The 18,157-nt window shown below is 65.3% G+C and carries 17 protein-coding genes (1 of these 17 cut by a window edge); 12 read left to right on the plus strand and 5 right to left on the minus strand.

Annotated elements, in window-relative coordinates:
• Nucleotide 1: 1 nt before the first annotated feature.
• From LH20_RS24130 to LH20_RS00600, 5 genes are all read left to right on the plus strand, one after another.
• Nucleotides 2-1,288: a hypothetical protein gene (locus LH20_RS24130; RefSeq protein ID WP_268796086.1), complete on the plus strand. Its 1,287-nt coding sequence runs from the start codon at nucleotides 2-4 to the stop codon at nucleotides 1,286-1,288.
• A 192-nt stretch (nucleotides 1,289-1,480) separates the two neighbouring features.
• Nucleotides 1,481-2,323: a 3-mercaptopyruvate sulfurtransferase gene (gene sseA / locus LH20_RS00585; RefSeq protein ID WP_053552545.1), complete on the plus strand. Its 843-nt coding sequence runs from the start codon at nucleotides 1,481-1,483 to the stop codon at nucleotides 2,321-2,323.
• A 166-nt stretch (nucleotides 2,324-2,489) separates the two neighbouring features.
• Entirely contained in the window at nucleotides 2,490-3,818 is a 1,329-nt protein-coding gene (chrA, locus tag LH20_RS00590; protein WP_083455222.1) for a chromate efflux transporter, read from the plus strand.
• Nucleotides 3,819-3,839: 21 nt separating this feature from the next.
• Complete coding sequence (metC, locus tag LH20_RS00595) at nucleotides 3,840-5,045, plus strand: cystathionine beta-lyase (protein WP_053552546.1); 1,206 nt, start codon at nucleotides 3,840-3,842, stop codon at nucleotides 5,043-5,045.
• The gene (locus LH20_RS00600; protein ID WP_053552547.1) at nucleotides 5,042-5,971 is read left to right on the plus strand and encodes a mechanosensitive ion channel family protein; all 930 of its coding nucleotides are present in this window, start codon (nucleotides 5,042-5,044) and stop codon (nucleotides 5,969-5,971) included. Before metC ends, LH20_RS00600 begins: the two co-directional genes overlap by 4 nt.
• Nucleotides 5,972-6,052: 81 nt before the next feature.
• On the opposite strand, the gene ppa is transcribed toward LH20_RS00600, so the two are convergent.
• Nucleotides 6,053-6,589, minus strand: a complete 537-nt coding sequence (gene ppa, locus LH20_RS00605) for an inorganic diphosphatase (RefSeq protein ID WP_053552548.1) — start codon at nucleotides 6,587-6,589, stop codon at nucleotides 6,053-6,055.
• Between the two features lie 181 nt (nucleotides 6,590-6,770).
• Nucleotides 6,771-8,708, minus strand: coding sequence for a M61 family metallopeptidase (locus tag LH20_RS00610; protein ID WP_053552549.1), 1,938 nt, complete (start codon nucleotides 8,706-8,708; stop codon nucleotides 6,771-6,773).
• Nucleotides 8,709-8,802: 94 nt separating this feature from the next.
• Here LH20_RS00610 and hisS point away from each other — a divergent pair, with 94 nt between their 5' ends.
• From hisS to LH20_RS00640, 6 genes are all read left to right on the plus strand, one after another.
• Nucleotides 8,803-10,056, plus strand: coding sequence for a histidine--tRNA ligase (gene hisS, locus LH20_RS00615; RefSeq protein ID WP_053555991.1), 1,254 nt, complete (start codon nucleotides 8,803-8,805; stop codon nucleotides 10,054-10,056).
• Nucleotides 10,056-11,123 (plus strand): peptide chain release factor 1, encoded by a 1,068-nt coding sequence (gene prfA / locus LH20_RS00620; RefSeq protein WP_053552550.1) that lies wholly within the window; start codon nucleotides 10,056-10,058, stop codon nucleotides 11,121-11,123. Before hisS ends, prfA begins: the two co-directional genes overlap by 1 nt.
• Entirely contained in the window at nucleotides 11,116-11,979 is an 864-nt protein-coding gene (prmC, locus tag LH20_RS00625; RefSeq protein ID WP_235527065.1) for a peptide chain release factor N(5)-glutamine methyltransferase, read from the plus strand. Before prfA ends, prmC begins: the two co-directional genes overlap by 8 nt.
• A gap of 268 nt (nucleotides 11,980-12,247) precedes the next feature.
• Nucleotides 12,248-13,015, plus strand: a complete 768-nt coding sequence (locus tag LH20_RS00630) for a DUF4167 domain-containing protein (protein WP_200905467.1) — start codon at nucleotides 12,248-12,250, stop codon at nucleotides 13,013-13,015.
• Nucleotides 13,016-13,135: 120 nt separating this feature from the next.
• The gene (locus LH20_RS00635; RefSeq protein ID WP_053555993.1) at nucleotides 13,136-14,482 is read left to right on the plus strand and encodes a DUF4139 domain-containing protein; all 1,347 of its coding nucleotides are present in this window, start codon (nucleotides 13,136-13,138) and stop codon (nucleotides 14,480-14,482) included.
• Complete coding sequence (locus tag LH20_RS00640; RefSeq protein ID WP_442800444.1) at nucleotides 14,439-16,064, plus strand: DUF4139 domain-containing protein; 1,626 nt, start codon at nucleotides 14,439-14,441, stop codon at nucleotides 16,062-16,064. The genes LH20_RS00635 and LH20_RS00640 overlap by 44 nt, the downstream gene beginning before the upstream one ends.
• A gap of 17 nt (nucleotides 16,065-16,081) precedes the next feature.
• Here the strand turns inward: LH20_RS00640 and LH20_RS00645 are convergent, their stop codons facing one another.
• Together LH20_RS00645 and LH20_RS00650 are read right to left on the minus strand one after the other, a co-directional pair.
• Nucleotides 16,082-16,477, minus strand: a complete 396-nt coding sequence (locus LH20_RS00645; protein ID WP_053552552.1) for an acyl-CoA thioesterase — start codon at nucleotides 16,475-16,477, stop codon at nucleotides 16,082-16,084.
• Nucleotides 16,474-16,776 carry a hypothetical protein gene (locus LH20_RS00650; protein WP_053552553.1) on the minus strand — a complete coding sequence of 101 codons (303 nt, stop codon included), beginning with the start codon at nucleotides 16,774-16,776 and terminating at the stop codon, nucleotides 16,474-16,476. The genes LH20_RS00645 and LH20_RS00650 overlap by 4 nt, the downstream gene beginning before the upstream one ends.
• 132 nt (nucleotides 16,777-16,908) lie before the next feature.
• Between LH20_RS00650 and LH20_RS00655 the strand changes: the two genes are divergently transcribed.
• Entirely contained in the window at nucleotides 16,909-17,334 is a 426-nt protein-coding gene (locus LH20_RS00655) for a CBS domain-containing protein (RefSeq protein ID WP_053552554.1), read from the plus strand.
• Between the two features lie 37 nt (nucleotides 17,335-17,371).
• On the opposite strand, the gene LH20_RS00660 is transcribed toward LH20_RS00655, so the two are convergent.
• Nucleotides 17,372-18,157 carry the 3' portion of a lipopolysaccharide biosynthesis protein gene (locus tag LH20_RS00660; RefSeq protein WP_083455223.1) on the minus strand. The gene runs 732 nt beyond the window's last position, so the window shows 786 of its 1,518 coding nt (coding positions 733-1,518); the start codon falls outside the window, past its right edge — the gene reads right to left on this strand; its stop codon occupies nucleotides 17,372-17,374.

An 18,157-nucleotide genomic window follows, 5' to 3' on the forward strand; every position in this document is an offset into this window, starting at 1 on the left:
GTTGCCGCTGATCGCGCTGGCGTTTTCGCTCGCTGCGATCGGGACCGCGCGGGCGCAGCAAACGGAGGCGCCCGCCCCGGCCCCCGCGCCGGGCAGCCTCAGCGATTTCCGCCTCCGTCCCGCCGACGACGGGCGCCAGTCCGGCGTGCAGGGTCCCGCCGACAATGGCATCGCGCCGCTTGCACCCGGCGAACGGCGCGGCGTGCCGACCCCTGCGCCGCAGCCCGCCGCACCGCGCGTCGTGCCGACCCAGCCGGTGCCCACCTCGCCCGCGCCGGCTCCCGCTCCCGCTCCCGCGCAGGTGCGCGAAAGTACCGCGCCTGCGCCAACCCAAAGGGCGCCGGCTAGCGCCTCAGCCGCTGCAGGCGCCGCATCGCCCGCGCCGACCGAAACGGCGCCGGCTGGCGCAGCGCCCGTATCCGCGACGTTGGATTCGGCGCCCATCGCGGACCGCGATCCGACGCCTCCGGCAGCCGACGATATGACGCCGGTTCCAGCAGCAGAAGGCGACGAGGGCAACCCTCCGATCTGGGGTTGGCTGCTCGCGGCGTTCGCCGCAGCCGCCGCCGGCTTCTGGTACTGGCGGCGCCGTCCCGTGCTCGCGGACGGTGCGCCCGGCGAGCCCGCGGAGCCGCTAAACCCGCCGCCCGCCCCCCGCGCATCGACCTCCCCCATGCGCCCCGCTCCTCGCCCGCCGCATCCTTCCGGTCCTCCGCAGCCCGCCCCGACCCCTGCTGCTGCGTCGTCGCTCGTTACGCGCCCTGCCGCCGAGCAGCGCGCCGAGGTCGTGATGACCCTCGACGTGCAGGCGATCCGCCTTACGGAAGAAAATCTCGTCGTCGGCTTCGTGCTTGATCTTGCGAATCGCGGGCCGGTCGCCGCAACGGGCCTCATGGTCCGCATTGCGCTCAACCAGGGCTCGGCGATGCAGGAAGGCGTGCTGATGCGTTTCTTCGACGGCGCGGGGGGCAGCGTGCTGCGCGACGACATCGAATTGGCGCCGGGCGCAGGCGAGGCGCTGACGACCGAGGTGATGCTGCCGCGCGCGAGCGTCGAGCCGCTGATGGTCGGCGGCAAACCCATGCTGGTTCCCGTCCTCGCGTTCGATGTCACCTATCACTGGGAAGGAGACGCCGATGCCTTCGGGCAGGTCGCCGGCACCTTCGTTGTCGGCCGCGGGCCGGCGCCGGGGGCGGGCGACAAGCTCGCGCCGCTGCCGCTCGACCGAGCTTCCTATAGTGTCGATCGTCCGGCCGCGCGCGCCACGGCCATGCGGCGCAAGCTCTAGCCCTCGGGGTCGCTTCGATCCCTTTTTTGTTGCGGCGCAGCATCGGGTGAGGCAGAGCAGCCATACGCTTGAAAAAGTGCCGGTGGAGGCATAGGCTGATCATCTTCCCCGGAAAAGAGCAGAGCCGCAGCAGGATGGCCGGCGGAGGGACGGATCAACAAGGTTCCCCGCAGGTTGTAACAGGAGCATGACATGGACGCCTTGGTGTCAACGGAATGGCTGGAACGCGAACTGGGGGCATCCGACCTGCGGGTCGTCGATGCGACGAAATTCATGCCCGACGCAGGCCGCGACCCGCGCGCCGAATATGAGGCGGGCCACATTCCGGGCGCGGTGTTCATGGACCTCGCCGAGCTTGCTGACACGAACAGCGCCATCGACAATATGGCGCCCCCGCCCGAAAAATTCGCAAGCCGTATGCAGTCGCTCGGGCTCGGCGATGGCAGCCGAATCGTGATCTATGACGACAGCCCGCTCAAGAGCGCGGCGCGTGCCTGGTGGCTTCTCAAATTGTTCGGCGCGCACGACGTCGCGTTGCTCGATGGAGGCCTCGCCAAGTGGAAGGCCGAGGGGCGTCCGCTCGAAATGGGCAAGCAGACGCTGCGCCACCGCCACTTCACCGTGTGGCGTGACGCCAAGGCGGTGCGCACGAAGGAGCAGATGCTCGAAAACCTGGCGAACACCGCCGAGCAAGTCGTCGACGCACGCCCAGCGGCGCGCTTCACGGGCGAAGAGCGCGACCCGCGCCCCGGTGTCGCCCCCGGCCATATTCCGGGCTCGCTCAGCCTGCCGCACAGCACGCTCTTCCACGCCGATGGCACCTGGAAGCAGGGTGACGAACTGAAGGCGGCCTTCGACGCCGCCGGGGTCGATCTCGACAAACCCCTCGTCACCACCTGCGGCACGGGCATGACCGCGACCGTGGTAGCGTTCGGCGCGCACCTGCTCGGCAAGGATGATGTGGCGGTCTACGACGGCAGTTGGACCGAATGGGGCGCCGACCCCGCGACTCCCAAGGCGACAGGTACAGCCTGAGGTGCGGGGTGCCGGCGCCCTTGTCCGGGCGCTGCTTTTTTCCGTCTTGCCGCACTCGGCCCTGCTGGACTAATCGTCGCGCACCGGGGCAAGGCAACCTCCCGGTCAGGCGTTCGCCCAAGCGTTGCTTTTTCGCCCGGCTCTGCCGGATGGAGAAGCATGACATATGGCCGCCCTTCCTGACGACGCCCCTGAAAATGCCCTCGTCCAGCCAAACTTTGCCGAAGCGCTGCGCGTCTATGTCCGCATCGGCTGGCTGAGCTTCGGCGGTCCCGCCGGGCAGATCGCGTTGATGCACCGCGAGTTCGTCGAGGAGCGGCGATGGGTCGACGAATCGACCTTCCTGCACGCGCTAAACTTCTGTCACTTGCTGCCCGGCCCTGAAGCGCAGCAACTTGCAACATGGATCGGCTGGCGACAGCACGGACTTCGCGGCGGCCTCGCGGCGGGGCTCCTCTTCGTCCTTCCCGGCGCACTTGTCATGTTCGGCCTGTCGCTGCTTTATGTTGCGGCGGCGGGGCTCGACTGGTTCGTGGCGCTGTTCCTTGGCATCAAGGCTGCGGTGCTCGCTATCGTCGTAGAGGCGCTGATCCGAATCGCCCGGCGCGCGCTCAAGACGATCTTTCTTCGCGCCGTTGCGCTCGCGGCGTTCCTCGCGCTCGCGGCTGCGGGCTTGCCCTTCCCCATCGTGGTCCTTTCGGCGCTGCTGCTCGGCTGGATGGCGGCACGATGGCGTCCTGGCTGGTTGAACATTGGGGCGGGCGGTAAGACGACCCTGCCGCCGGCCGGGTCGGCATGGCGGCAAAGCCTCTCGGCGGTGATGCTTTGGGGCGCGCTCTGGGCGACCCCAATGCTGCTGATCCTCGGTACGCTCGGACGCGGGCATATTCTGTGGGATATCGGCGTCTTCTTCTCTCAGCTCGCGGTGGTGAGTTTTGGCGGCGCTTACGCGGTCCTTGCCTATATGGCGCAGGAGGCGGTAAGCGGCTTCGGCTGGCTGCAGCCAGGCGAGATGGCCGATGGCCTGGGGCTCGCCGAAACGACGCCGGGGCCGCTCATTCTGGTGACGCAGTTCGTCGGATTTCTTGCCGCATGGCGCGACGCTGCGCCCTTCACGCCCCTCGTCGCAGCATTGCTGGGCAGCGCGCTGACTTTATGGGTCACCTTCGCGCCCTGTTTCTTGTGGATATTCTCCTTTGCACCCTGGATTGACCGGCTCGAGCGCGCGGCGGGCCTCAAGGGCGCGCTGGCGGCGGTCACCGCGGCGGTGGTTGGCGTGATTGCCAATCTTTCCTTGTGGTTCGCGCTACATGTGCTGTTCCGCCAGCTGGAGCGGACGGCATGGGGTGTCGACTTGCCGGTACTCGAAAGCATCGACCCTGCGGCCCTGCTGCTCGCAATACTCGCCTTCATCCTGCTGTTTCGCGTCCGGCTCGGGATCATCCCGCTGCTGGCGATTTGTTCTGCGGGCGGCGTGCTACTGGATTTTGGCTAGGGCTCCGCTAACAAGGCGGGCATGAGCACGAGCGACGATCAAGGCCTCCGCCCCGCGACGAAACTGGTGCAGGGTGGGCGGCGGCCCGAGTGGACGGGCGATCCCCGGCTCGGGGGCGCAGTCGTCAATCCTCCGATATGGCGTGCCTCGACCGTTCTTTATGATTCGATCGCGGATCTGAAGGCGCGCGGGCATGCGACCCACGACCGGCTCTATTACGGTCGGCGGGGCACGCCGACCGTGTGGGCGCTCGCCGACGCGCTGACCGAAATGGAGCCGGGTGCGGAGGGGACTTTGCTCTATCCCTCCGGAGTCGCGGCGATATCGGCAGGATTGCTCGCGCTGCTCGCGCCGGGCGATCATCTGCTGATGGTCGACAGCGCCTATGAGCCGACGCGGCTGTTCTGCAACGGGATGCTGAAACGCTATGGCGTAACCACCACTTACTACGACCCGCTTGTCGGTGGCGGGATCGCCGAACTGATCCGACCCGAGACGAAACTCATCTTCCTTGAATCGCCGGGTAGCCTAACCTTCGAGGTGCAGGATATTCCGGCGATCACCGCAATCGCGCGCGAGCGCGGCGTGCTCACGATGCTCGACAATACCTGGGCGACGCCGCTGCTCTTTCCCGCGCTCGCGCACGGGGTCGACGTGACGATGATGAGCCTCACCAAATATGTCGGGGGCCATTCGGACGCGATGATGGGATCGCTCACCGCGACTCGGGCGGTCTGGCCCCGGCTGCGGCAGGCGGCCTATCAGCTGGGACAGGCGGTATCGCCCGACGATTGCGCGCTGATGCTGCGTGGTTTGCGCACGCTCGACGTTCGGATGCGGCGGCACGGGGAGAATGGCCTCGCGATCGCACGCTGGCTCGCTGCCCGGCCCGAGGTTGGGCGCGTTCTCCATCCCGCGCTGCCGGAGGATGCCGGACATGCGACCTGGTCCCGCGATTTCTCGGGCGCGAGCGGGCTGTTCGGCTTCACGCTGAAGGGCGCGGACGACGCCGCGCGCGCGCGTTTCATCGATGCGCTCGCGCATTTCGGCATCGGCTTTAGTTGGGGCGGCTACGAAAGCCTCGTCGTGCCCAGCGATCCGGGGACGATCCGCACGGCGACGACATGGACCGATTCCGATGCGCTTGTTCGCCTGTCGATCGGGCTTGAGGATCCTGCCGACCTGATCGCCGATATCGAGCGCGGCTTCGGGGCGATGGCCGGATGAGCGTCGAGAGCGGGCTGCGCAGCGGCGCCGCCGAGGTGATCGGCACCATGAAGGCGCTCGGTCTCGATGTGGGCGATTATCGACTGTCGCTTTATTCGCTGTTTGCGACATTGGTAGTCGCGGTGCTGCTCTATGCCGGCGTCCGGTTGGTGCTGCGAGCGATCAAATGGCTGCTCCGCCGCAATAAGCAGATCGACGATACGCAGCGAATCCTCACCGAAAAGTTGATCGCTATCGCGCTTTTCATTTTCGCGATCCTGTTCGGCGTCGACCTGCTGGGCATCGACCTCACCGCCCTCGCCGTCTTTTCGGGCGCTGCGGGCCTCGCCATCGGTTTCGGACTCCAGAAGACCGTTGGCAATCTGATCGCGGGGATCATCCTTCTGATGGACCGGTCGATCAAGCCTGGCGACGTGATCGTGGTCGGTGATGCTGCCTCGATGGGGGTGGCGACGCTCGGAGGCGTGCCGAATGTCGGGCGCGTCGCGAAGATCGGGGTGCGCGCGGTCAGCGTCGTCACCCGCGATGGCAAGAAGCATCTGATACCGAACGAACTGCTGATGACGCAGGCAGTCGAGAACTGGAGCTATTCGAGCCGCGAGGTTCGCGTCCGGATGCGCGTTCCCGTGGCCTATGACAGCGATATCAAGCGGGCGCAGCATATCATGCTCGACATTGCAAAGGCGAATCCGCGCATTCTCGATTATCCCGAGCCGGCGGTGTGGATCACGGCTTTCAGTGAACGCGCGGTCGAGCATGAACTGCGCTACTGGATTGCCGATCCCGAATCGGGGCTCGGCAACATCCAGGGCGAGGTGTTTCTGGGGATATGGGATGCATTCCAAGCCGCCGGGATCCGCGTGCCCTATCCGCGGCAGGATGTGCGGCTCCTAGATGCCGGAGGCGATACGAAGGAAGAGCGATAGGCGTCAGCCGGGTGAAAAAGGGCCCTTGCTCGTTCCCCGTAGACGACAGCCGTCCCGGCTTTCGCCGAGACGGCGTTTGTCTCAGATCCCCTTCGCCTTCGCGCGCTCGACCCCTTCGAGGATGATCTTCTTTGCCTCGTCGACATCGCCCCAACCGCCAAGCTTCACCCACTTGCCGGGCTCAAGGTCCTTGTAGTGGGCGAAGAAGTGCTCGATCTGCTGCAGCACGATCTCGGGCATGTCCTTGTAGGTCTTGACCTTGTCGTAATAGGGGAAAGTCGCGCTGACCGGGACGCACAGCAGTTTTTCATCGCCGCCGGCATTATCCTCCATCCGAAGCACGCCGATCGGGCGGCATTTGACCACCGCGCCCGCGACCAGCGAAGAGCGTGCGACGACCAGCGCATCGAGCGGGTCGCCGTCATCGCCCAATGTGTGCGGGATGAAGCCGTAGTTGGCGGGATAGCGCATCGGCGTGTGGAGAAAACGGTCGACGAAGAGGGCACCTGACGCCTTGTCGAATTCATATTTCACCGGCTCGCCGCCGATCGGCACTTCGATCAGCACGTTGAGGCTGTCGGGCGGGCTGTCGCCGGCCGGGATCAGGTCGATGCGCATGGGAGATGTCCTTTAGTATGTTTTGAATCGCGCGCGCCTTTAGCGCCGGATGGCGCAAAAAGTCGAGGGGATCGTGCAAACGCGCCTTGTCTTCGCGAAGCGGGAGCAGGCGTCGCCCCCCTTCTCGTGGCGGTACGATTGTCTGGCGGGTCCGGCCCTGCTGCAGCGAGGCTGACGGCGGTTAAAGCGAGCGTTTCGCCGCAAACAGGCGGTCGAACCAGTCGGGGCCCGTGCCTGTCCGTTCGAGCCAGGGCCAGCGTAGTCCGCCATGATACTCGATCGCGACGTCACGGTAGCGCCCGCCGCGCTCGACGAGAAGGCGCACCGGCGTCTTCCCGTCGGTCGCGGCCTTGATCGCGGCCTCCAGCCGGTCCCTGCTGTAGGCAAATCCGTCGACCGCGACGATCTTCGTCCCATTGACGATATCGGCGCGGAAGGCGGGGCCGTCCCAGAGAATGGCGCCCGCAATTCCGTCCTTGTCGATGGTCAGTCCAAGCGAATGGGTAAGGTCATAGGACTTCGACATCGCCATTCGTGCCTTGTCATAGATGTTGGGAGTGTCGCGCCAGACGAGCCTGTAGCCCGCACGCTCGATCCCGCCCACAGGGGCGGGCTGGGCAGGCGTCTGCAGCCGCTGATGGAGGAAGGTCGCCCAGTCGTAGGGATGGACCGCATTCAACGCCTGGATGACATCGCCGAAGTCATAGGTCACCTCGCCCCAGTCGCCCTCGCGCCCGCCGAAAAAGCTCTTCGCGAAATCGTCGAGGCTCTTCTTGTTATTTGTCGCGGTGCGGATCAGCATGTCGGCGTCAAGCCAGACCAGCGAGCCTTCATTGTAATAATCCTCACCTCTCGACCAGCTCGCGAAAGGTTTGGGTTTGCGCGCGGCGATCACCGGGTCGAGCGTCGTATCCTCGACCGAGCGCCAGCTTCGTCCCGGCATTGCGGCATAATTGGCGGCGGTGGTCGCCCATTGCGCAAGCGCCATGTCCTTGGACTGCATTCCCGACCGCGCCGCGAGGACGATGTCCCAAAAGCTCGTCTGCCCTTCATAGACCCACAGGAGATTGCCCTGCATCGGCGTGCGATAGTCGGGGGTCCAGAGCTTTGCCGGGCGGCGGTATTTGCCATTCCAGCTGTGGGTGAATTCGTGCGGCAGCAGCCCGCGCAGCACTTCGCCATCGCCCCATTTGGTAAAATAGTCGGGGTTGCTGCTATTTTCGCTGCTGCGATGATGCTCAAGCCCGATGCCGCCGAGTTCGTCGGTGAGCGCGAGCAGAAACTCATAGCGGTCGAAATGCCGGATTCCGAAGAGGGCGAGTGCCTCCCCGACGAGCGCCGCGTGGGTTGCGATCTGGTCAGGCCTTGCCTCGAGATATTGCGCCTCATCGGCAACGACGTTCAGCGTGACATTGTGTCCAAGGTCCCATTTGCGGAAATAGCGCCCCGCGAACATCGGGCTGTCGATCAAGGTTTCGTAGGTGGTGGGCGCGTAACTGTAGCGATTGCCGCTGACCTTTAACCCGTCGAGTGCAGCGGCGCCTGTCCACCCCTCAGGCAGCGTCACGTCGAGCTGCACCGGTATGTTGCGGGTGAAGTAGCCGGCGGGATAGAGGCTGACCTGTTCCCATTGCAGGTTCATGATCGCCGGGGTGACGACGACGCGGCCCTCGCTGGTCCGGGTCGGCGACAGGAAGTCGAAGGCGACGTCGATGCTCTTTACCCCCTCGGGAACGTCGATGTCGAAGGCGTAGACATCGGTAGGCTGGCGCGTCCAGGTGAGCGCCTTGCCGCCAGCACTGGGGCGAAAGCCTGCAAGCTCAGCGATCGCACCGCGCGGCGCATGCTTGCCGGGCAGCCATTTGGGGTAAAGAAGGGTGAGCTTGCCACTCTTTGCGACGGGAATTGTCTGGCGGACGCGAAAGATTCCGCGGGCCACGTCGGTTGCATCGACCTTGAGCCCGATCGTGCCGGGATAAGGCTTGTCGGCGGGCAGCGGAACGATGTGCGACGGAACAGCCGGTTGCGGCTGGCTGTTGACCTGCTGCGCGTGGGTGGCGGAAACGAGGGCGAGGGGAGCGGCCAACAGGGTCGCCGCGACGAACGGTGCCTTTTTCATGGCGGGTTTACTGCCGGGAAAAGACCCGAAGGTCCAGCATGGGCTCTGCGAGGGCCCTTTGCGTTTCGACGAAAAGCCAGTAGACGCCGCCGCCATGAGCAAGGATAGAAGCGCGAAAATCCCGACGCCGCAACCGGTGCGCGGCACCCAGGACATGCTCGGCGATTCCGCCGACCGCTTTGCGCATGTCGTCAGCACCTTCGAGCGGGTGCGGCGCCTTTATGGCTTCAAGCGCGTCGAAGTGCCGGTGATCGAACCAACTGCGGTGTTCGCGCGCAGCCTCGGCGAGACGACCGACGTCGTATCGAAGGAAATGTACAGTTTCGAGGACCGCGGCGGCGAATCGATCACGCTGCGCCCCGAATTCACCGCAGGGATCGCGCGCGCCTTCATCACCAATGGCTGGCAGCAGTTCGCGCCCCTCAAGGTCGCGACGCACGGGCCCTTGTTTCGCTACGAGCGGCCGCAAAAGGGCCGCTATCGTCAGTTCCACCAGCTCGACGCCGAAGTTATCGGAAGCGACAGTCCGCTCGCCGATGCCGAATTGCTCGTTTTCGCCGACCAGCTTCTGAAGGATCTGGGAATCGCCGATGGCGTGACCCTGACGCTCAACACGCTCGGCGACGGGGACAGCCGCGAGGCATGGCGTGCAGCGCTGGTCGAACATTTTGAAGGGCATCGCAGCGACCTCTCCGAGGACAGTCTTGCGCGGCTAGAAAAGAACCCTCTGCGCATCCTCGACAGCAAGGACCCGCGCGACCGGCCGATCGCCGACAGTGCGCCCGACATCGACACATTCCTCACCAGCGAAGCGCAGGACTTCTTCGGCGCAGTGACGTCCGCTCTCGACGCTGCGGGGGTTGCCTGGGTGCGCAATGCGCGGCTCGTGCGCGGGCTCGACTATTATCGCCACACCGCCTTTGAATTTGTTACCGATCGTCTGGGCGCGCAGGGGACCGTGATTGGCGGGGGGCGCTATGACGGGCTGATCGAGATGCTGGGCGGCTCCGCGACGGCGGCGGTCGGATGGGCCGGCGGGATCGAGCGGCTGGCGATGCTGCTCGATGCGGGTGCTGTCGACAGCCGGCTCGATGCGGTGATAGCGGTCGAAGACGACGCCCTGTTCGACCTTGCAATGCGCGGGCTCCGGCTGCTGCGCGAGAATCAACTGGCCGCCGACATCGTGGCGACGGGTTCCCCGCGCAAGCGCTTTGACAAGGCTGCGAAGATGGGCGCTCGCGCGTTGCTGTCTGTCAGTTTGCGCAACGGCGCTCCCCACACCAATGCCAAGACGGACGGCGGCGACGTGGCGGCACGGGCTGAAGCGCTGTTCCGTTCGATCGGCTGATGACCTCCGTTTCCGAAAAACAGATCGACGCGATCATCGAGCGCCATGCCGCCCTGCAGGCGCGAATGGCGACGGGCGATATGGCGCCCGCCGATTTCGTCGCGGCATCGAAGGAATTCGCGGAACTCGAGCCCGTCGCGAAAGCGGCGGCCGAAGTCACGCGGCTCCGCGCCGAATTGGTCTCGCTGAACGAGATGCTCGTGGATCCCGAGATGAAGGCGATGGCCGAGGAGGAGATTGCGGCGGTCGAGGCGGCGCTTCCCGTTGCCGAGCACGACCTTGCTATCAAGCTGCTGCCCAAGGATGTCGCCGACGAGCGCGCCGCGATGCTGGAAATCCGTGCGGGCACCGGGGGCGACGAGGCCGCCCTGTTCGCGGGCGATTTGCTTCGCATGTACAGCCGCTACGCCGATACGCAGGGGTGGAAGGTCGAAATCATCTCTGCCAACGAGGCCGAGGTGGGCGGCTACAAGGAAGTCGTCGCCTCGGTCGTGGGGCAGGGTGTCTTTGCCAAGCTGAAGTTCGAAAGCGGCGTGCACCGGGTTCAGCGCGTGCCGGTGACTGAGAGCGGCGGGCGTATCCACACGAGCGCCGCGACCGTTGCGGTGCTGCCCGAGGCCGAAGAAGTCGACGTGGCTATCAACGACAATGACCTCAAGATCGATATCTACAGGGCGAGCGGCGCGGGCGGCCAGCACGTCAACACGACCGACAGCGCGATCCGTATCACCCATATCCCGACGGGACTGGTCGTGATTCAGCAGGATCAGCGTAGCCAGCACAAGAATCGCGCAAAGGCGATGCAGGTGCTGCGCGCGCGCCTCTATGACCTTGAGCGCGAGAAGATCCACAGTGCCGAGGCGTCGGCGCGCAAGTCGATGGTCGGGTCGGGCGACCGATCGGAGCGCATTCGCACCTATAATTTCCCGCAAGGGCGCGTGACCGACCACCGGATCAACCTGACGCTCCACCGCCTGCCCGAGATACTGGAGGGTCAGATGGACGAGCTGATCGACGCACTGATCGCCGAAGACCAGGCGCAAAGGCTGGCGGGGCTGGGTGAATAGCGTTCCGCTGAACTTGGAGGAAGGCGAGGTTCGCGCAGCCCTTCGCGACGCGGCTTCCCGGCTGGCTGAAACCTCCGACACTCCGCGCCTCGATGCCGAACTGCTGATGGCGCATGCGCTGGGGGTCGAGCGCGAGGCGCTGTTGCTTGACCCAACGCGCTTTGCCGTGCCGCAATCCTTCGCGGGATTGATCGAGCGTCGGCTGGCGCACGAGCCGATCGCCTATATTGTCGGTCACCGCGATTTCTGGACGATCCCGCTTCGCGTCGGCCCCGGCGTGCTGATCCCGCGGCCCGACAGCGAAACCCTGATCGAAGCGAGTCTCGATGTCGCGCGGCAGCGGGGAGAAGGCTGGCCGCGAACGGTGCTCGACCTCGGCACCGGGCCAGGCACGCTGCTGCTTGCGGCGCTTTCGGAATGGCGCGATGCGACCGGGCTGGGAGTCGACGCGAGCGAGACGGCGCTGGACTATGCCCGCAGCAATGCGGCGGCGCTTGGCCTTGCCGGGAGGGCGGAGTTCGCTCGCGGGGACTGGGGGGAGGGGCTGACGGACCGCTTCGACCTGATTTTGTGCAACCCGCCCTATGTTGCGGTGTCGGAGGACCTCATGCCCGCTGTCGCCGATCACGAGCCTGCGATGGCGCTATTTGCAGGTGACGATGGTCTCACCGACTACCGCAGGATCATTCCGGGCCTCCCGCGATTGCTCGCGCCGGGCGGGGTTGCGGTTCTTGAAATCGGCGCAACACAACTTACCTTGGTGGGGTCGCTGGCCGAACAAGCGGGTTTCGCGGTTCAATGCCGCAAGGACCTCGCTGGTCGCGATCGGGCCGTGCTGCTCACCCCGGCAGCATAACGACCCGCCAATAAATCGCTTGGTTTTGCGTTCAAAGCGCGTTAGGGGCGGCTCACAGGCCTGATCGGGGTCCCTTTGGCGATGCTCTTGCATCGATACTGGCCCGACTGGTTTGCTTCCCATTTACGGCGCTGGTGCAGGACCCACGGTCCCGCGCAAGCGGTAGAGGGCAAGGGCCGCGCACGAAAGCGCGGGCGCGACGCACATATGTTGCGGTCGGCCAAAAAGGGGTTTGGCATAGCTTTTCGACAGGATGCTTCAGTTGAACATGAACAACCGGCAGAGCGGTCGCCGTCGCGGCCGCAACAACAGCAACAACAACCGGTCGCAGTCGGGTGGGCGCGGTGGCGTCGATCAGGCGAACCGGATCGACAGCCGGGCGCGCGGTAACGCGGTCCAGATGATCGAGAAGTACAAGAATCTTGCGCGCGACGCGCAGCTTGCCGGCGATCGCGTTCAGACCGAATATTATCTGCAGTTCGCGGACCATTATTTCCGCGTCCACAGCGATTTTCGCGCTCGCCAGGAAGAAAAGGCAGCACAGAACGGCCAGGAACGCCACGACCGTGGCCGCGAGGTTCGCGGGGTCGAGGATTTCGACGGTCACGACGACAGCGAGCTCGACACCGAGAGCGAAAGCGATCGCAGCGACGAGCGCGACAGCCGCTCGCAGGGTGGACGCGATCGCCGCGACGATGACGACAATCGCGGCAATCGCCAACAGCAGGGCCGGAGCCGCCGCGAACGCGAGCAGCCGCGCGCCGAGCAAGAAGAGCCGCGCGAGACTGAAGCGAGCGATAGCGAGGAGACCGCCGAAGCAGCGCCCGCACCCAAGGCCCGCCGCCCGCGGCGCGCGCGCCAGCAGGACCAGGGCGACAGCGGTGCCGGCATTGACAGTTCGGTACTGCCGCCGGCAATCGGCCGCAACAGCGACGCCGCCGAACCCGAGGCCGAGGAAGCGGCGCCCGCTCCCAAGACGCGCCGTCCGCGCCGCACGCTTGCGGCGCGGAGCGCTGGTGTTGAAGCGGCCGAATAAGCCCGCGATTTCGCGCTGGTTTTTGGCGCGAACATGACATAGCCTTCCCGCACGGACAGCGGCGGGGAGGGTATGATGCGCGCAGCCACAGGGGCCTGGACCGGGCTTTGCGTCGCGGTGATGCTGGGCGGCACTTTCCCGGCTGCCGCGCAGGAATCGGCCGGCAGCGCGCAGGGCGACGTCGCTGTCACCATCTATAATAATGGTCAGTCGCTTGTGCAGGACGACCGCCAGCTCAGCGTCCGTCCGGGGCGCAATCGAATCGAATTCCCCGATGTGTCGGCCCGCATCCGACCCGAAACAGTGACCTTGTCGGGCCCCGGCCTTTCGATCGTCGAACAGAATTTCGATTTCGATCTGCTCACCCCTGACAAGTTGATGGACAAGGCGGTCGGCCAGACGATCACCCTCGTTCGTACAAACCCCGCAACCGGCGTCGAGCGGACCGAGCGCGCGAAGGTGCTCGCAGCCAATGGCGGCATCGTGCTGCAGATCGGCGAGCGGATTGAAGTGCTGCGCGATGATGGTCTGCCGGTGCGCGCGGTTTTCGACCGGCTGCCACCCAATTTGCGCGCACGCCCGACGCTGTCGGTTACCGTCGACGCGACGAGCGGCGGCACGGTCCCAGCGCGATTGTCCTATCTTACTCCCAACCTTGGCTGGACCGCCGACTATGTTGCGCTGTTCGACGCGGCGAAGGGGGCGATCGACATTCAGGGCTGGGTGACGCTCACCAATTCGACCGGCACGACCTACAGCAACGCGCGCACGCTGCTCGTCGCGGGTAGCCCTGGCGGGGGTGGGGGCTTTCGCCAGCTCAGCGGGGCAATGGACATGGCTGGCACCGAATCGAATAGCCGCGAGCGGCTCGGCGACTATTATCTCTACCCGCTCGCGGCGCGCACGACGATCGCCAATGCGCAGCAGAAACAGGTGAGTTTCCTCGACGTGAAGGGGGCGCCTGCGCGGTCGACCTATGAATATGCCAATCGCTGGCTCGGCAGCAGCACTGACCCCGTCAGCACCGCGAGCGTCTTGCGCTTTTCGACGTCGAGACAGGGGGGACTTGGCGAGCAGCTTCCGGCCGGGACCATCCGCGTCTATATGCGGGATGGACGCGGCGATCCGCAGTTCATCGGCGAGAATCGTATCGATCACACGCCGATGGGATCGGCGATGTCGCTGCGTACCGGCGACGCTTTTGACGTCAAGGTGCAGCCGACCGTGGTGTCGCGCACACGCAAGGGTGATTCGCGCTGGGTGACCAAAATGCGCTACACGCTCAGCAATGCGCGCCCCGAAGCCGTGACGGTCCTGCTCGCACAGGATGGCCTCCATGGGGACGTGCGGATCAGCGACGAAAGCCTGAAGAGCGAACGCATATCGGCCGACCGCGTCGAATGGCAGGTGCCGGTGCCCGCGAATGGCAAGACCGACGTCACCGCCACCTTCGACACGCGCTATTGAGGACGGCGCGTTGCGGGCCCTCCCGCTGCTGCTCGGCATTGCGGCGCTGCTCGCGCCGCTGGCGGCACTTGCGCAGCAGGCGCGGGCGGTCGTTGTCTCGTCGCGAATCGATGATGTCGCGGTCACCGTTTATCGCGCGCCTGCTCGGAGCGGCGGGCCCATCAACCCCAATTGGCCGCAGGGCTTTGCCTTCATCACCGAGACGCGCACGGTCGAGCTGCCCGCGGGACCTTCAGCGCTGCGCTTCGAAGGCGTTGCCGAGGGGCTGCTTCCCGAAACCGCGGTGGTGAACGGTCTGCCCGACGGAGTGCTCGAAAAGAATCGCGACGCGCGCTTGCTGTCGCCCGCAGGACTGGTCGACGCCTATCTGAAGCGGAGCGTCACACTGCAGCGTACCAATGTCAAAACCGGCAGGGTCGTCGAGCAGGAGGCGGTGATCCAGGCTGGACCAAATGGGGGGGTGATAGTCCAAACCGCCGAGGGCTTTGAGGCGCTTGGCTGTTCGGGCCTGCCCGAGCGCATGATCCATGCCCGTGTTCCCCGCGACCTGTCCGCAAAGCCCACGCTGTCGGTGCTGGTCGACAGCAATGCGGCGCGCACCGTGACCGTCCAATTGCTCTACCTTGCCGAAGGATTTGACTGGGCGGCCAATTATGTCGCCGACCGCGCCGCCGATGGCCGGACGATCGGGCTGACCGGGTGGGTCACGGTTGCGAACGGCGGCGTCACCAGCTTTCCGAACGCGCAGCTCAACGTGATCGCCGGGAGGCTGAACAAGGTCTATAGCCCGCCGCTGCCGCGCAGCACCCCGGGATCACTCGTCCTTAAATGCTGGCCGATGGATATAACGAGCACTCACCCCTATTGGGAGCTTCCGCCCGTCATCGAGTTTGACGACGCGGCGCTTGATAGCCTCGAAATGGTCGTCGTGACGGGACAGCGCCGCGCCGGATATGCGATGGCCCCACCACCGCCGCCGCCGCCGCCGCCGGCCCCGGCCCCGGCCGAGGATCTGGGCGATCTCAAATTCTATCGCATTCCCTTTCGCGTCGATGTGTCGGCGAAGGGTCAGAAGCAGGTCGTGCTGCTCGCGAAGGACAATGTGCCGATCGAACAGCTCTATGCCGCAACGCTCTATACCTCCGCCGCCGGCCGCCCGCAGCCGCTGACCTTGCGGCTTCGCGCACGGAACGAAGAGACCGATGGGTTGGGGATGGCCCTTCCGGCGGGGATGGTGAGCGTTTTCGAGATGGCCGGAGACCGCCGCCTGCTCGTCGGCGAGGCAAAGATCGGTGACAAGGCGAAGGGGGAGCGCGTCGATTATGACGTCGCTGCGAGCCCGGCCGTGCAATATAGTGTTCGCAGCCTCCCCGATCCGGATCCCAAGAAGTACCGGCAGTGGGAGGTAACGCTGACCAATGCCCGGTCATCCGACGCCGAAGTCGAGATGCTGATCCCCTTTGCGCTCGACCGCACGCCAGAAGGCTGGGAACGACGCGGCAGCGCGTGGGTCTGGCGCGTGACGGTTCCGGCGAACGACCGGCTTAACCGAATTTTTCGGCAAAAGCTGAAAGGCGACTGAATCGCACGTCGTTGCAGTCAGGCCGGAGGAAGCGGCCTTGGTCGATGATTTGCGTCGAGCGCGACGAAGGTGAACAGGCCTTCGGTCACCTTGACCTCGGTCTCACCTTGGTCGCGCGTCGCGATCACCTCGATGCGAATGCCCATCGACGTGCGGCCACGCCTTTCAAGATGCGCATAGACCGAGATGATGTCGCGCAGCAGGATTGGCGCAATGAACTCCATCGCCTCGATCGCCACGGTCGCCGTCGGACCCTGGGCGATTCGCGCGGCGACGATGCCGCCTGCGATATCCATCTGGCTCAGCACCCAGCCGCCGAAGATATGGCCATTGCTGTTGATGTCGGCCGGCGCCGGGACGACACGCAATATCGGGTCCGGGCGCTGGGGCAGATTATGGATGCCGTCAGTCATGGCTTGAGATCCGGATCGTCCTTGAACGGGTCGTCTATCGCCTCGTCATGGCCGCTTCCGCTCGACAGGAAGACGAGCCCCATCAGCGCGGCGCCGAGCATGACTGACAAACCCACTCCCGCCGCGGTGGCAATGATCATGTGAATGGTCAGCGCATCACCCATTGCCCATCGCAGATATCCAAGCGCCCCGACGACCGCGAGGAGCGAGACGATCGCCATGCCGCGCATCAGCCGGCGATAGCGGGTCCAGGCGATTTTCGACGCGCCATCGTCGTCGAGGGGGGAGGGTTTGACCATGATAGCGCTTCCATGAACCATGCAGAGGCGAAGGCCAAGGGCGAATGCCCGCCCGGCATGTTTCGGCTTCGTCGCGAATCATGGTAGGATGGCACCGATATCAAAGCGACAGGGAAGAGGGAGCCGCAGCTTATGACGATCGCAGCGATCTTGCACGGGCGCACGGGACCGGTGATTTCGGCGCGGCCCACCGATTCGGTTCGGGCGGTGGTCGATTTGCTTGCGCAACATCGTATCGGTGCGGTGCCGGTTGTGGAGGGCGACGCGATCGTCGGCATTTTTTCCGAACGCGATCTTGTCCGACTGATGTCATCCTATGGTCCGGACGCGCTCGACCGTACCCTTGACGAGGTGATGACCCAATCGCCCGTCACCTGCGATTCGGGCATGGCGGTGATCGGCGCCCTGTCCCAGATGACGCAAAAACGCATTCGCCACCTGCCGGTGGTCGACGGTGGCCGGCTCGTGGGTTTTGTGTCGATCGGCGACCTCGTCAAATATCGCATTGACATGATCGAGGCCGAAGCGGCGGCAATGCGCGATTATATCGCATCATGATGCGGCGTTTCGGCGGGTGGGCCCTTCGGCGCAACCGCTATGCTGAGGCCTCGCCCGCAGGTTTCCGCCGCAGCACAAGCCGGGTCACCTCGGCGAGCGCCTCACGCTCGAGCAGCCACAGGAGCGTCCCGTAGAGGAGCGCGCCGAGGGCGACGAGCAGTGCGAGACGAATCGGGGCGGCGAGGCCGTGGCCTGCGATCGCTTCGCCCGTGAGGCCGACCGCAATCGCCATCACCAGCGCGGGTACGAGGCCGGGCAGCATCGCGCGCCCAATGTCCGCGATCGACACACCGTTGAGTGGTGCAGACAGGCTGGCGGTCACCAGCAGGAGCACCGGCGCCGCCCCCAGCCAGGCCCACGCCATGCCGATGAGGCCCCATTGCGCTCCGACGAGGAAGGCGGTGGGAAAGAGAATCGCCCCGCACAGCGACACGCGCATTGACACCGACGGCCGGCCGAGCGCGTTATTGACCGGTGCGAAGAGAATCTGCACCGTCATGAAAATCAGAGCGAGCGCGATCAGCTGGATATAGGGGACCATGCCGATCCACTTTATTCCGAACAATGTCTCGACGATCGGCGCCGCGGTCACGGCCAGTCCGCAATAAAAGGGTGCGGCGATCAGCATCAGCAGGCGAATCGTCTTTATCAGCCCCCAGCGCACCGCGGCGGGATCATCCTTGATTCTTGAATAGGCAGGGAACGCCACTTCGTTGAGGGGCGGCACGAATTTCGCCATGAAGATCTGGGCGAGAAAGAGCGCCTCGGCATAAAGGCCAAGCGCGTGCGGTTCGAATCGACGGCCCGCGATGAATACGTCGGA

Origin of the sequence: Sphingopyxis sp. 113P3 (assembly GCF_001278035.1) — a bacterium.
Classification (GTDB): domain Bacteria; phylum Pseudomonadota; class Alphaproteobacteria; order Sphingomonadales; family Sphingomonadaceae; genus Sphingopyxis.